Origin of the sequence: Caballeronia fortuita, from assembly GCF_001544835.2 — a bacterium.
Classification (GTDB): Bacteria; Pseudomonadota; Gammaproteobacteria; order Burkholderiales; family Burkholderiaceae; genus Caballeronia; species Caballeronia fortuita.
In genome coordinates this window covers 30,225-44,310 of sequence record NZ_FCNX02000028.1, presented here as the reverse complement: position 1 = coordinate 44,310, position 14,086 = coordinate 30,225, and the positions used below count along the sequence as shown (strand labels likewise).

11 protein-coding genes and 1 pseudogene are annotated in these 14,086 nt (G+C 62.7%); 8 read left to right on the top strand and 4 right to left on the bottom strand.

Annotation, left to right across the window (positions count from 1 at the left end):
- From AWB77_RS35475 to AWB77_RS32965, 7 genes and pseudogenes are all read left to right on the top strand, one after another.
- A pseudogene (locus tag AWB77_RS35475) lies at positions 1-116 on the top strand (phenylacetic acid degradation protein); the annotation flags it as partial.
- A gap of 154 nt (positions 117-270) precedes the next feature.
- Positions 271-1,473, top strand: coding sequence for a 3-oxoadipyl-CoA thiolase (pcaF, locus tag AWB77_RS32990; RefSeq protein ID WP_061138645.1), 1,203 nt, complete (start codon positions 271-273; stop codon positions 1,471-1,473).
- 12 nt (positions 1,474-1,485) lie between these two features.
- Entirely contained in the window at positions 1,486-3,000 is a 1,515-nt protein-coding gene (paaH, locus tag AWB77_RS32985; RefSeq protein ID WP_061138644.1) for a 3-hydroxyacyl-CoA dehydrogenase PaaH, read from the top strand.
- Between the two features lie 33 nt (positions 3,001-3,033).
- Positions 3,034-4,374, top strand: a complete 1,341-nt coding sequence (gene paaK, locus AWB77_RS32980; protein WP_061138643.1) for a phenylacetate--CoA ligase PaaK — start codon at positions 3,034-3,036, stop codon at positions 4,372-4,374.
- Positions 4,375-4,618: 244 nt separating this feature from the next.
- Positions 4,619-7,807, top strand: a complete 3,189-nt coding sequence (locus tag AWB77_RS32975) for an efflux RND transporter permease subunit (protein WP_061138642.1) — start codon at positions 4,619-4,621, stop codon at positions 7,805-7,807.
- A 27-nt stretch (positions 7,808-7,834) separates the two neighbouring features.
- On the top strand, positions 7,835-9,043 hold the full coding sequence (locus AWB77_RS32970; protein WP_061138641.1) for an efflux RND transporter periplasmic adaptor subunit: 1,209 nt from the start codon (positions 7,835-7,837) through the stop codon (positions 9,041-9,043).
- A complete protein-coding gene (locus AWB77_RS32965) occupies positions 9,043-10,524 on the top strand; it encodes an efflux transporter outer membrane subunit (protein ID WP_061138640.1) in 1,482 nt (493 codons plus the stop codon). The genes AWB77_RS32970 and AWB77_RS32965 overlap by 1 nt, the downstream gene beginning before the upstream one ends.
- A gap of 94 nt (positions 10,525-10,618) precedes the next feature.
- Here the strand turns inward: AWB77_RS32965 and AWB77_RS32960 are convergent, their stop codons facing one another.
- Both AWB77_RS32960 and AWB77_RS32955 read right to left on the bottom strand, forming a co-directional pair.
- The gene (locus AWB77_RS32960; RefSeq protein WP_061138639.1) at positions 10,619-11,242 is read right to left on the bottom strand and encodes a hypothetical protein; all 624 of its coding nucleotides are present in this window, start codon (positions 11,240-11,242) and stop codon (positions 10,619-10,621) included.
- A 20-nt stretch (positions 11,243-11,262) separates the two neighbouring features.
- On the bottom strand, positions 11,263-12,669 hold the full coding sequence (locus AWB77_RS32955; protein ID WP_061138638.1) for a selenium-binding family protein: 1,407 nt from the start codon (positions 12,667-12,669) through the stop codon (positions 11,263-11,265).
- 185 nt (positions 12,670-12,854) lie between these two features.
- Here AWB77_RS32955 and AWB77_RS36550 point away from each other — a divergent pair, with 185 nt between their 5' ends.
- Entirely contained in the window at positions 12,855-13,010 is a 156-nt protein-coding gene (locus tag AWB77_RS36550; protein WP_167354197.1) for a hypothetical protein, read from the top strand.
- Between the two features lie 96 nt (positions 13,011-13,106).
- Here the strand turns inward: AWB77_RS36550 and AWB77_RS32950 are convergent, their stop codons facing one another.
- Both AWB77_RS32950 and AWB77_RS32945 read right to left on the bottom strand, forming a co-directional pair.
- Complete coding sequence (locus AWB77_RS32950) at positions 13,107-13,427, bottom strand: hypothetical protein (RefSeq protein WP_061138637.1); 321 nt, start codon at positions 13,425-13,427, stop codon at positions 13,107-13,109.
- Between the two features lie 86 nt (positions 13,428-13,513).
- Complete coding sequence (locus AWB77_RS32945) at positions 13,514-13,984, bottom strand: Lrp/AsnC family transcriptional regulator (protein WP_061138653.1); 471 nt, start codon at positions 13,982-13,984, stop codon at positions 13,514-13,516.
- Positions 13,985-14,086 lie beyond the last annotated feature (102 nt).

Sequence of the window (14,086 nt, the reverse complement as noted above, 5' to 3'; positions counted from 1 at the left end):
TGAAGATGGACAAGAACTACACGCTCGAACAGCACGAGATCGATGACGGGTTCGTGCTCACGTGCCAGTGTCATCCGGTAAGCGAACGGGTGGTGGTGAGTTTCGACGAGCGCTAAACCCATTCTCGAAACTGCGAAAGACGCGCATCGCAACGATGCGCCTGAAGCCGAAGCATTCCAGATTTCATAAGTATTCCAAGCCGAAGCCGCCAGCGATGCAACCGTCGTGCGGCCTCGTTGCGATCGACTATTTTCAACATCGGGACTTGTCATGACTGAAGCCTTTATCTGCGACGCGATTCGTACGCCCATCGGCCGCTATGGCGGTGTATTCAAGGACCTTCGCGCCGACGATCTCGGCGCCGTGCCCATCGCCGCGCTCATGAAGCGCAATGCATTGGTGGACTGGACGCAGATCGACGACGTGATCTATGGCTGCGCGAATCAAGCTGGCGAAGATAACCGCAACATCGCGCGCATGTCGAGCCTGCTGGCGGGCTTGCCTGTCGACGTGCCCGGCTCGACGCTCAATCGTCTCTGCGGCTCGGGCATGGACGCGGTAGGCAGCGCCGCGCGCGCGATCAAGGCGGGCGATGGTTCTTTATATCTGGCAGGCGGCGTAGAAAGCATGACGCGCGCGCCGTTCGTGATGAGCAAGGCGAACAGCGCTTTCTCGCGCTCGGCCGATATCTTCGATACGACCATCGGCTGGCGTTTCATCAATCCGCTGATGAAGAAGCAGTACGGCGTCGATTCGATGCCCGAGACCGCGGAAAACGTCGCCGTCGATTTCGGCATTTCGCGCGATGCACAGGATCGCTTCGCGCTGCGCAGTCAGCAGCGCGCCGCGCGTGCGCAAGCCGATGGCACGCTCGTGCAGGAAATCGTCGCGGTAAATGTGCCGCAAAAGAAGGGCGAAACGATGGCGATCGACCGCGACGAGCATCCGCGCGAAACATCGCTCGAATCGCTCGCGAAGCTGAAGGGCGTCGTGCGTCCCGATGGCAGCGTGACGGCGGGCAACGCATCCGGCGTCAACGACGGCGCGTGCGCACTCATCATCGCGAACGAAGAAGCGGCGAAGCGTCACGGACTCGCTCCACGAGCGCGCATCATCGGCATGGCGACGGCGGGCGTCGAGCCACGCATCATGGGCATCGGTCCCGCGCCTGCAACGAAGAAGCTTCTCGCGCGCACGGGCCTCGCGCTGGAACAGTTCGATGTGATTGAACTCAACGAAGCCTTCGCATCGCAAGGCATTGCGGTGTTGCGTCAACTCGGTCTCGCCGAAGACGATCCGCGAGTGAACGCGAACGGCGGCGCCATCGCGTTGGGTCATCCGCTCGGCGCGTCCGGTGCGCGTCTCGTCACGACCGCGATGTACGAGCTCGAACGACGCAACGGCCGCTATGCGTTATGCACGATGTGCATCGGCGTAGGCCAGGGCATCGCGATCGCAATCGAGCGCGTATAAGGGCATCGCGACATGACACAGGCCATTCAGACATCGGCGATAGTCGGTGTGATCGGTGCAGGCGCGATGGGCGCAGGCATCGCGCAAGTCGCGGCGCTCGCGGGGCATACCGTGCTGCTCTACGATCTCGACGCGAAAGCGCTCGACAAGGCGCGCGCCGGCATTGCAACGAACGTGCAGCGCCTGATCGAGAAGAAGAAGCTCGATGCGTCCGATGGACATCGCGCCATCGATGGCGTGCGCATTGTCACGAGCCTTGCCGATTTGCGCACGGCATCGCTCGTCATCGAAGCCGTCGCCGAACGGCTCGACGTCAAACGCGCGCTCTTCGACGAGCTCGAGAGCATCGTGACGCCCGAGTGCATTCTCGCGACCAACACGTCATCGATTTCGATCACGGCGATCGCCGCGCCTCTGAAGCATCCGTCGCGCGTGGTCGGCATGCACTTCTTCAATCCAGCACCGTTGATGGCGCTCGTCGAAGTCGTGCGCGGACTCGCGACATCCGATGCGGTCGCGCAAACGATCTACGCGACTTCGACGGCATGGGGCAAGAAGCCCGTTCATGCGAAGTCGACGCCGGGCTTCATCGTCAATCGCGTGGCGCGGCCGTTTTATGCGGAAGGCTTGCGCGTGCTCGGCGAACAGGCTGCCGATGCCGCTTCCATCGATACCGTCATGCGCGATGCGGGTGGCTTTCGCATGGGTCCGTTCGAGTTGATGGACCTCATCGGTCACGACGTGAACTTCGCCGTGACGCGCTCGGTGTTCGATGCGTACTTCTACGATCCGCGCTTCACGCCTTCGCTGATACAGCAGGAGTTGGTGAGTGCAGGCTTTCTCGGCCGCAAGACGGGCCGCGGCTTCTATGACTATGGCGCGGGCGCCGCGAAACCCGTCGCGCGTATCGAAACGCAGACGCGCAAGCCATCGAAGATCGTGCTCGGTGAAAGCGTCGCTCTGTACGAACCGCTGCAAACGCGCATCGCCGATGCGGGCACGAGCCGTAATGATATGGACGGTCTCATCGCCAAGATCGACGATGCATATCTCTTCCTCACCGATGGCCGCACGGCGACCGAACGCGCGCATGCACTCGGCATCGATAACATCGTGCTGATCGATCTCGCGCTCGACTACGCGAACGCACGGAGCATTGCACTCACGCGCGCGCGGCAATGCAGCGTGGCGGCATACGCGGTCGTTGCAGGCACGTTGACGGATGCGGGGTATGCCGTGGTTCCCTTGAACGATGTCGCCGGCATGGCCGTGATGCGCACGGTCGCGATGCTCGTCAACGAAGCCGCGGACGCCATCAATCAGGGCGTCTGCACGAGCGCCGATCTCGATCTCGCGATGGAGAAGGGCGTGAACTATCCGCTCGGGCCGCTCGCGTGGGGCGAGCGCATCGGCATCGAACGCATTCACGACGTGCTGCTTCATCTCGCGGCGCATTACGGCGAAGACCGCTATCGCGCATCGCCGCTTATATCGGCGCTGCGCTATTCGGGACAACGTTTTCACTGAAACGCATTCGCGTCATTCATTCATCGAGCATTCATGCAGGAGACAACCGTGGTCCAATCCAATGCACAGCGAAGCGAACTGGAACCGATCGAGCGCGCGAGCCGGGACGAACTTCAGGCGCTGCAGCTAGAACGCCTGAAGTGGACGTTGCGCCACGCTTACGAAAACGTCGCGCACTATCGCCGCGCATTCGATGCGGCAGGCGTGCATCCCGACGACTTGCGCGAGCTATCCGATCTCGCGCGTTTTCCGACGACATCGAAGACCGATCTGCGTGACAACTATCCGTTCGGGCTCTTCGCCGTGCCGCGCGATCAGGTCGTGCGCGTGCACGCATCGAGCGGCACGACGGGCAAGCCAACGGTCGTCGGTTACACGGCGAACGACATCGATACATGGGCCAACGTCACCGCGCGCTCGATCCGTGCGGCGGGCGGCCGCAAGGGCGATACGCTGCACAACGCATTCGGCTATGGCCTCTTCACCGGCGGTCTCGGCATTCACTATGGCGCGGAACGTCTTGGCTGCATGGTCGTGCCGATGTCGGGCGGACAGACCGAAAAGCAGGTTCAACTGATCCGCGACTTCGAGCCGAAGATCATTCTAGTGACGCCGTCGTACATGCTGAATCTTCTCGACGAGATGGCGCGTCAGGGCATGGACCCCGCAGAAACATCGCTTGAGTTAGGGATCTTTGGCGCCGAACCGTGGAGCCAGGGCCTGCGGGCCGAGATCGAAAAGCGCGCCGGCATCCAGGCAATCGATATCTACGGGCTGTCTGAAATCATGGGCCCGGGCGTTGCGTGCGAATGCATCGAAACGAAAGACGGCCCGACGATCTGGGAAGATCATTTCTATCCCGAGATCATCGATCCCTTGACGGGCGAAGTGCTTCCCGAAGGCAGCACGGGTGAACTCGTCTTCACGTCGCTCACGAAAGAAGCCATGCCGATGATCCGCTATCGCACGCGCGATCTCACGTCGCTGCTGCCGCCGAGCGCGCGCTCGATGCGCCGTCTCGCCAAGATCACCGGCCGCTCGGACGACATGCTGATCATTCGCGGTGTGAATGTATTTCCGAGCCAGATCGAAGAACTGATTCTCGCGATTCCGCGATTGAGCGGCCAATATCAGTTATGCATCTCGCGCGATGGCCACATGGATTCGCTGGCCGTTTCGGTCGAAGCGCGCGCCGAAGTGTGCGCGACGTTGAGCGAAAGCGAGCGCTCGGGGCTTTCACGTGAGCTTCAACATCGCGTGAAGACGATGGTCGGTGTTTCGACGCAAGTGCGCGTGCTCGACTCCGGCGAATTACCGACGACCGCGACCGGCAAGGCAAAGCGCGTGGTCGACATGCGCCCGGCCACCGTATAACGCTTCATTGCGTCAAGCGCCTCGCGTTCCGCGTGGCGCAATTCGATTCCCACCAATTGGAGCGCGTGTTCTACTTCGGGTGCGGCCACGCATTCTTCTGCAGAAAACATTCCGCATAAACCCTCGCAACCGTTTGCGCAAATTGTTTTGTAAGCTTCAATTGTGTCATCGTAGCGTTTGCATTCGCGCGGCAGTCGCAAAAGCATTCGAATAACGAACATCAATCGGGGCAGGCGGAATTTAGATGTGGATCGTCAGACTCGCGCTCAAGCGACCGTACACGTTCATCGTCCTGTCGCTGCTTTTGCTGATCATCGGTCCGCTCGTCATTCTGCGCACGCCGACCGATATCTTCCCCAACATCGATATTCCTGTCGTCAGCGTCATCTGGTCTTATACAGGCTTGCCGCCCGATCAGATGGAGCGCCGCATCACGCTCAACTACGAGCGCGGCTTATCGGTAGCGGTGAACGACATCGAGCATATCGAGTCCGAATCGCTGCCGGGCATTGCGGTGATTCGCATCTACTTTCAGCCGGGTGCGAATGTCGATGAAGCTATCGCCGAGATCACCGCGCTTTCGCAAACGCAATTGCGCTCGCTGCCGCCGGGCATCACGCCGCCAAATATATTGCGCTTCAATGCATCGACGGTGCCGATCCTTCGGCTCGCGTTATCGTCGATGGAACTCACCGAGCAACAGCTCTACGACTTCGGCAATAGCTTCCTGAAGACGCAGCTCGCGACGGTGCAGGGCGCTTCCGTGCCTTTGCCTTATGGCGGCAAGCAGCGTCAGATCATGGTCGATATCGACTCGCGCAAGTTGCAGGCGAAGAACCTCGCGCCTACCGATGTCGTCAATGCGATCAGCGCGCAGAACCTCATTCTGCCGACGGGCACGACGAAAATCGGTTCGACGGAATATTCGGTCGGCCTGAATGCGAGTCCATCGTCGATAGAAGGGCTGAACGACATACCGATTCGCACCGGTCCCGGCGGCACGATCTATATCAAGGATGTCGCGCATGTGCGCGATGGCTTTCAGCCGCAGACCAACATCGTGCGCGTGAACGGCACGCGCGCATCGCTACTCACGATCAACAAGAGCGGCAATGCATCGACGCTCGATATCGTCGCGCGCGTGAAGAACCTCTTGCCGACATTGCGCGGCATGGTGCCCGAGTCGCTGAAGATCGAGCCGGTCGCGGATCAATCGTTGTTCGTGCGCGCATCGGTGTCGGGCGTGCTGCGCGAAGCGGTGATCGCAGCGGGTCTCACGGCGTTGATGGTCCTGTTGTTCCTCGGAAGCTGGCGCGCGACGCTCATCATCGCAATCTCGATACCGCTATCGATGCTGACATCGATCGTCGCGCTTTCCGCGATCGGCCAGACCATCAATATCATGACGCTGGGCGGCCTCGCGTTGGCAGTGGGTATTCTCGTCGACGACGCGACCGTTGCAATCGAAAACATCAGCCAGAATCTCGAACAGGGCAAGGAACTGGAGCAGGCCATCCTCGATGGCGCGCAGCAGATCGCGGTGCCGACGCTCGTCTCGACGCTCTCCATCTGCATCGTTTTCTTGCCGATGTTCCTGCTCACGGGCGTCGCGCATTATCTCTTCGTGCCGATGGCCGAGGCCGTCGTGTTCGCGATGCTCGCGTCGTACTTCTTCTCGCGCACGCTGATCCCGACGCTCGCGAAGTATCTGTTGCGCCATCACGAGCATATGGGCGGCGATGTCGAATCGATGAAGGGCTCGCGCAATCCGTTCGTGCGCATTCATCTTGGATTCGAGCGTCATTTCGAATCCGTGCGTCATCGCTATCGACGCTTTCTCGAAGCGCAACTCGCGCATCCGGGACGCTTCGCATCGCTCTTTCTTCTATGCTGCGTGCTGTCTCTCGGACTCGCACCGTTTCTCGGGCGCGACTTCTTTCCTTCCATCGATTCGGGCGTGATCGCGCTGCATATGCGCGCGAAAACCGGGACACGTATCGAAGAAACAGCGGCGCTTACGGATCGCGTCGATGCGCGCATCAGGCAATTGATTCCACGCGGCGAGATCCGCTCGATCATCGACAACATGGGACTGCCGGTATCGGGCATCAATCTCTCGTACAACAACACGGGCACCGTGAGTTCCGCGGATGCCGACGTGCTCATCAGCCTCAACGAAGATCACGCGCCGACCGAAGACTACATTCACGAGTTGAGAAGACGTCTGCCGCAGGAGTTTCCCGGCGTGACGTTTTCGTTTTTGCCCGCGGATATCGTGAGCCAGATCCTCAACTTCGGCGTGCCCGCGCCGATCGATATCGCCATTACCGGGCGCGACGTGCGCGGCAATCGCGCGCTTGCCAATCGCATGCTGGAGAAGATTCGCCGCGTGCCGGGTCTCGTCGATGCACGCATCCAGCAGCCTTCCGATCTGCCGTCGATCAACGTGGAAGTCGATCGCACGAAGGCCTTGCAGGCGGGCTTCACACAGCGCGACGTCGCGAACAATCTGCTCATCACACTTTCCGGCAGCCAGCAGACGACGCCCACGTTCTGGCTCAATCCGGTGAATGGCGTGAGCTATAACGTCATCACGACCGCGCCGCAATACGACATGAACTCGCTGCAATCGGTGGCGAACATTCCGGTGACATCGTCGAGCGGGAAGACCAACATTCTCGGCGCGCTCGCATCGCTGTCGCGCAGCGCGCGCGATGCCGTCGTGTATCACTACAACGCGCAGACCACCATCAATCTTTATGCGAGCACCGAGCGGCGCGATCTCGGCGCGGTATCGGACGACGTGCAGCGCATCATCGACGAAGCGCGCGGCGAGTTGCCCAAAGGCTCGACGATCGACATGCGCGGTCAGGTCGAAACGATGAACGGTTCGTTCTCCGGTCTCGCGTTCGGTCTCATTCTGGCGGTCGTGCTCGTGTACTTGCTGATCGTCGTGAACTTCCAGTCGTGGCTCGACCCGTTCATCATCATCACCGCATTGCCGGGCGCCCTTGCGGGCATCGTGTGGATGTTGTTCCTCACGCATACGACGCTGTCGATTCCCGCGCTGACCGGCGCGATCATGTGTATCGGCATCGCGACGGCGAACAGCATTCTCGTCGTGAGCTTCGCGCGCACGGCGCTCGCCGAACATGGCGATGCGTTGCGCTCCGCGCTCGAAGCGGGCTACACGCGATTCAGGCCGGTGCTGATGACGGCGCTCGCGATGATGATCGGCATGGTGCCGATGGCGATCGGTCTCGGCGAAGGCGGCGAGCAGAACGCACCGCTCGGTCGCGCGGTAATCGGCGGCCTCATGGTCGGCACCGTCGCGACGCTGTTCTTCGTGCCGGTGGTGTTCTCGATCGTCTATCGGTGGATGGAAGCGCGCGGCAAGGGCCCGAAACCGGCGGCGAAAGAAGCGGCGCAATAAAACAATCGAACAGCAGGCGGAGCAAGAATGGAAGAGCAGTTGTCGCAACGATCGGGCAACAGGCGGCGAGGGCGCTTATGGCTCGTGATCGCGCTCGTGATCATCGTCGCGCTCATCGCGCAAGGGATATGGTCGCGGCACGCGGCGCATGCCGAACTCGAACGCGACGCGAGCGAGCATGGCATGCAGACCGTCGAGGTCATCAAGCCGACGCGCATGAAGGCGTCGCAAGACCTCGTGCTCGCGGGCGATATCCGCGCATACACCGACGCGCCGATCTTCGCGCGCACCAATGGCTATCTGAAGCGCTGGACCGTCGATATCGGCACGAAGGTGAAGAAGGGCCAGTTGCTCGCGGAGATCGATGCGCCCGAGATCAACGATCAGCTTCGCCAGGCGCGCGCCGATGCGCAAACGGCGCGCGCAAACTATTTGCTTGCACGGACGACATCGGAACGCTGGGCGCAGATGCTGAAGAACAATTCGGTCTCGCGTCAGGAGACCGATGAGAAGAACGGCGACATGCTCGCGAAAGAAGCGGCGTTCAATGCGGCGCAGGCGAACGTATCGCGGCTCGAACAGCTCGTGTCGTTTCAGAAGATCTATGCGCCTTTCGATGGCGTCGTCACCGCGCGCAATACCGATGTCGGCCAGTTGATCGATGCAGGCAGCGGCGCTTCCGGACGCGAGCTGTTTCACATTCAGGATGCGTCGACACTGCGCGTGTTCGTCGATGTGCCGCAGGCCTATGCGCGCATGGTCACGGTCGGCTTGCCCGCCGAACTGCTGCTCAACGAGGAACGCAATCGAAAGTTCGAGGGCGTCACGGTGCGCACGTCGGGCGCGGTCGATCCCGTCGCGCGCACGATGCGCGTCGAAGTCGACGTGAAGAACCCGACCGGCGAGTTGCTCGCGGGCGCGTATGCGCAAGTGCGCTTTCGTCTCACGAGCGCGAATCCTTCGTACACGCTGCCGGGCAACGCACTGCTGTTTCGTCCCGATGGCGTGCATGCCGCGAGCGTCGATGCAAACAATCGCGTGAAGCTCCTGCCGATCACGCTCGGCACGGATTACGGCACGCGCGTGTCCATCGTCTCGGGATTGAATGGCGATGAACGCGTGATCGTGAACCCGCCCGATTCGATCATCGATGGCGCGTCGGTGCGCATAGGCCGCGCGCGTGCGGGCGAAGCCGCGAGCGGCGGCGCAGCGAAAGCGGAAGGAAGCGAGTCGTGATGATGCGGGCATCGGCACGACTCGTTGCATGGCTCGCTATCGTCGCATTGGGCGGCTGTGCGATGGGTCCGGATTACGTTCGCCCCGATGTGCCGGTGCCTGCATCGTATAAGGCGAGTGCATCGGCATCGCAAGACTGGAAGCCCGCGCAGCCCGCCGACGCGAAGCCGCGCGCGCCGTGGTGGGAAGTCTATGGCGACCCGCAACTGAACGCGCTCGAAGCGCGCGTCGCGACCGCGAACCAGACCGTTGCCGCAGCGGCCGCGCGTTTTCGCGGCGCGCGCGCGGCGGCCGCGCAAGCGCGTTCGGCATACTTTCCGACGGTCACCGCGAACGCCGCGTTCAATCAGTCGCGCGTGTCGTCCAACGTGCTGTACAAATCGAGCGCGGGCGTCACCGTGCCCGACTATCTGATCGACGCGCAAATCTCGTGGGAGCCGGACCTGTGGGGCCGCATTTCACGCGCAGTGGAAGGCGGACGTGCGCAAGCGCAGGCGAGCGCCGCGGATCTGCAAAGCGCGATTCTGTCGATGCAGGCCGAGCTCGCCACCGACTATTTCGATCTGCGCGGCACCGTCGAGGAAGAGCGGCTGTTGCAGGCGACGCTGCAAGCCTATGAGAAAGCGCTCGATCTCACGCGCGATCGTTTCGCGGGCGGCGTCGCGGCGGAATCCGATGTCGCGCAGGCCGAGGAGCAATTGCGGGCGACGCAGGCGCAATTCATCGATCTGGAGACGACGCGCACGAGCCTCGTCAATGCGATCGCGATACTCGTCGGCGAGAATCCGTCGAACTTCACGCTCGATGTCGCGCCGCTCAACGAAGCGCATTCGCCACAGCCATCGGCGGCGCTCGCGGCCTTGCCGCTCAGCGTGCCGTCCGCGCTGCTCGAACGGCGGCCGGATATCGCGGCGGCCGAGCGGCGCGTCGCGGAGGCAAATGCGCGCGTCGGCGTGGCGACGGCGGCGTTCTTCCCGAACCTGCTGCTCGCTGCAACGGGCGGTCTCGAAGCGACGCGCTTCACGTCGTGGCTCGAAGCGCCGAGCCGCTTCTGGTCGCTCGGGCCGCAACTCGCATTCACCGTGCTGGATTTCGGCGGTCGCGCGGCGGCTCGCGATGCGGCGCGCGCCGCCTACGACGAGAACGTCGCCGATTACCGGCAGACGGTCCTCGTCGCGTTCGGGCAGGTAGAAGACAACCTGAACGCGCTCGACGTATTGCGCCGCGAAAGCGAAGCGCAGCGACAGGCAGTCGACGCCGCCCAGCGCGCGCTCGGCAAAGTGGGCAATCGCTACGAGAACGGCGCGATCACGTATCTGAGCGTCGTGGTGACGCAGGCGATCGTGCTGTCGGATCAACGCGCGGCGGTGCGTATCGAACGGCGGCGCATGGCGGCGAGCGTCGCGCTCGTTAAAGCGCTCGGCGGCGGCTGGACCTCGGCCGAGCTGCCGAGCGCGGAGGAAGTCTCGCGGCGCGAATGAATTGCGCACGATGCATGCGAAATGCCATCGCGCATGATGTATGCAAAATGCGATGTGCGCGAAGGAGTCGGGGCTGGAGGCGTCGGCGTCGGCGTCAGACGAACAGAAACACGCCGCATGCGATCAACGCTGCGCTCCAGAGCCAATCGACGTTGATCCAGCCGCTTCGCAAGAAGCCGAGCCCGCCGCGTTCCTGAACCGACATCGCGAACATCGATATCACCGCGATCACGACGAGCATCGCGCCGGTGTGGACGCTCAACGCGAGCGCGCTCGCTTCGATCGCCGTATGTGCAACCGCGTCCGAGCAGAGCGGCAGGAGCGCCGGCACGAGCATCAGCCCCGCGCCGTGCGCGCTCGACATCACGAATGACCACAGCGCAAGCCCCGCGAGTCCGGTGCGCATGCCGACGGTCGGCCGGCCCCGGTGCCCGCGCCACGCGCTCCACACGCCCCAGCCGATCAGCAGCGTCCCGCACGCGCGCGCCAGCATGTCATGGCCGATCGCCGCGCCGAGCGTGAGCGCGCCTGCGAGCACGAGCGCGACCGATGCAGCATGCCCGAGCGCGATCGGCACGAGGGACACGAGCGCGACCCGCCGGCTTCGCGCATAGAGGCCGAGCGCGACGGCGAAGAGCCAGCCCATCGCGGGATTGAGCCCGTGAAACGCGCCGAGGCCCGCGGCGGTGGCGAGAAGCGCGGGCGATGCGGCATCCATGCGGCGAGGCTCGCGTCGAATCAGGGATAGCAATACGAATCGGACGAGCAGTCGCCGCCTTGAAGACGGATCTGATGCGGCCGATGCCCCTTCGGCCAGTCGATGAAAAACTTCTCGTCGACGGCAAGACCGCCATCGGGGCCGGCGTCGAGCTTCACCATCCAGCCGTCGATGCCTTCGGGATAGAACTGCGCATCGACCGCGCCGTACAGCGAGTTCGTGAAGTAGACGCGCCGGCCGTCGCGGCTCACTTCGACCATCTGCGGGCCGCCATTGAGCGCGCCATTGCCTGTGCCGTTTTTCGCGCCCGGATGCGTCGCCCGCGCGACCACGCCGCCGATGCGGACCTTGCCCGTCAGCTTGGGCGCGAAGGGATCGGAGACGTCGTATTGCAGCATGTCGCCCGTGCCCCAGCACGACACGTAGAGGAAGCGGTCGTCCATCGACAGATCGATATCGGAGACGAGCGGCGGCACCGCGCCGAAGCCTTGCAGCAAGGGCGGCAGCACGCTCGCGTCGGCGGGTTCGGCGGGAATGTCGATGATCTTTTTCACCGCCCATTTATCTCCGTCGCGATACCAGGTCCAGATCGACGACGACAGATCCTTCAGACTGATCACGCAATTGACGAAGCCGTACGCCTTGGTCGGATCGTGCGCGGGACGCAACTCGAAAACGAGTTGATACTCGTCGCCGAAATCGATCTCCTGGATATGCTTGCGCTTCGTGAAGTCCCAGAAATGCAGCTTGCGCCCGTACTTCGCTCCGAGCAGGAGTTCGGGCACGAGGCCGTTCTCGAAGGTATCGGGCGTGCCCCATTCGCTCGTGACCATCGTGTCGTAACCGAGATGCCACCAGCCGTCATACGCAAGTTGTTGCGGGCCGCGATCCACTTCCCAGCGGCCGAGCGGATCGAAGCTTTGCTGATCGAGCAGCAGCACGCCGCCGGGCGCTTTGCCTTCGGCGTTGCCGAGCGCGGTGATGTAGATGCCGCCCGGCCCGCAATGCACGGTGTGAGGCCGCGTATAGCCGGTTTTTTCCGCGAGTTCTTCCGGCTCGATCGTCTTCACGATGACCGGCTTCTTCGGATCGGGCTTCGTATCGATGATATGCACGCGCGACGAACGCAGCCCCGGCACGACGAGATAGCGCCGCTCCATGTGCGGATGCGGCGCGTTCGGGCACAGGCACGACGAGCACGCGTTCCAGCCGAAGTGATGCAGTTCGTCGCCGGTATCGGGCATCGCGACTTCGCCGACGATTTTCGTATAGTCCGGCGAATCCGGATCGACATCGACCACCGCGATCTTGTCGGGCGACTTGCGCTCGGGATCGAAGGTCGCGACATAGGCCAGCGTTTCACGCGGCGCTTTCGCCGCGAGGCGCGGGGAAGGGTAGAAGCTCGGATCGGGTTTCCATGTCGCCATCTGCGTCTCCGGTTGATGTCGCGCGTGCAAACGGACTGCTCAAGCACTATAGGACATGGGGACACGTCGCGCTTCCGGCGCCTTGGATGCGTTCGTGCAAAGCATATGCACGCGCCGCATGATCGATCGCGCAAAACAGCGCCTAAAATACAGGCATCGTTCCTTGACGGAAACAGGAGGCAGCGATGGCCGAGCCGATGATCAGCCTGATGGCGGGACTCGTTCTGGTGTTATGTGTCGCGGTGGTCATCGTGATGCATCACCGGCATCCCCATATCCACACGCCCAAAGCGCGCTGGCTGGACACGCATCCGCCGCGCGACTGGCGGCACAGGCATTGAACGTGCAGTGGACTTTGAATGAAGTGGACGGAGAGTGCGCCGGCATCGACCGGCGCTTTTCCTGTGCGGCGCGAATCAACGCCGCAAACCCGCGTATCAGCGTCGCGGCCCTTTCATCGCTTCGGCTTCCATTGCGGCGTGCCATTCCTCGCTGTTCTCGATCGGGTCCATGCCTTCGTCGATGAACGCCGACGCGCGCTCCGCGGCCGAGCGCGTCTCTTCGTCCGTGTCGTCGTCGATGGCGCCGTCCTCGTCGCCGGGCGGCTCGAGCATGTCCTGCAGCATCGCCTCCAGTTCCGGCGTGTCCCACGGTTCGCCGCGCTGCTTTTTCTTCTTGATGTAATGCCGCACTTCGGCATCCTGTTCGGCGGTCAGCGGAAGCCCGCGGAAGGTGCGGTTGGCGTCGAAGTCACTCATGTTCGCTCCTCTCGCGCGTAAGCTGTCGTGCGTTTCAAGCGCCTTTAGTGTAACGCCGTTCGTCTGCAGGTAAAACGCGCGGGGCGTCAGGCGAGCGGCGGCAGCCGTCGTTCGATAGGCGTCGTCTTCACGATGGCCGTGCTCGTCGCGGCGCGCTCGGTGACGCGCGAGAGGATATCGTCGAGATGCGCGATCGAGCGCAGATAGAGCCGGCACACGAAGCAGTCGTCGCCCGTCACCTTGTCGCACTCGACGAATTCGGGAATGCGCCGGATCGCGTCCTCGACGAGATGCAGCTGCCCCGGCAACGGCTGCACGCGCACGATGGCCTGCAGCGTGTAGCCGAGCGCGCGCGGATCGATATCGACGGTGAAGCCGCGTATCACGCCCTGCGTTTCGAGCCGGCGCATGCGCTCGGCCGTGCTCGGCGCCGACAAGCCGATGCGCTTCGCGAGCTCGCTCACCGCGATGCGCCCGTCGCTCGCGAGCACGGCGATGAGTTCGCGGTCGATCGCATCGATGCCCGGCAACGCAGGGCTCCCAAGGTTCTTTCCCATGATGGCCTTCGATTCAAAGGTCGCACGAAGCGCGAGCCTCATTTTAAGCATGGTTTTGCATGACGCGCATCGATAAACTTTGCATCATCGAAACCTGCATGG

Bases quoted from the DNA above. Each gene is read 5' to 3' on its own strand.
- pcaF (WP_061138645.1), top strand. From the start codon at position 271: ATGACTGAAGCCTTTATCTGCGACGCGATTCGTACGCCCATCGGCCGC.
- AWB77_RS32965 (WP_061138640.1), top strand. From the start codon at position 9,043: ATGATGCGGGCATCGGCACGACTCGTTGCATGGCTCGCTATCGTCGCA.
- AWB77_RS32960 (WP_061138639.1), bottom strand. From the start codon at position 11,242: ATGGATGCCGCATCGCCCGCGCTTCTCGCCACCGCCGCGGGCCTCGGC.
- AWB77_RS36550 (WP_167354197.1), top strand. From the start codon at position 12,855: ATGGCCGAGCCGATGATCAGCCTGATGGCGGGACTCGTTCTGGTGTTA.
- paaH (WP_061138644.1), top strand. From the start codon at position 1,486: ATGACACAGGCCATTCAGACATCGGCGATAGTCGGTGTGATCGGTGCA.
- paaK (WP_061138643.1), top strand. From the start codon at position 3,034: ATGCAGGAGACAACCGTGGTCCAATCCAATGCACAGCGAAGCGAACTG.
- AWB77_RS32955 (WP_061138638.1), bottom strand. From the start codon at position 12,669: ATGGCGACATGGAAACCCGATCCGAGCTTCTACCCTTCCCCGCGCCTC.
- AWB77_RS32970 (WP_061138641.1), top strand. From the start codon at position 7,835: ATGGAAGAGCAGTTGTCGCAACGATCGGGCAACAGGCGGCGAGGGCGC.
- AWB77_RS32945 (WP_061138653.1), bottom strand. From the start codon at position 13,984: ATGGGAAAGAACCTTGGGAGCCCTGCGTTGCCGGGCATCGATGCGATC.
- AWB77_RS32975 (WP_061138642.1), top strand. From the start codon at position 4,619: ATGTGGATCGTCAGACTCGCGCTCAAGCGACCGTACACGTTCATCGTC.
- AWB77_RS32950 (WP_061138637.1), bottom strand. From the start codon at position 13,427: ATGAGTGACTTCGACGCCAACCGCACCTTCCGCGGGCTTCCGCTGACC.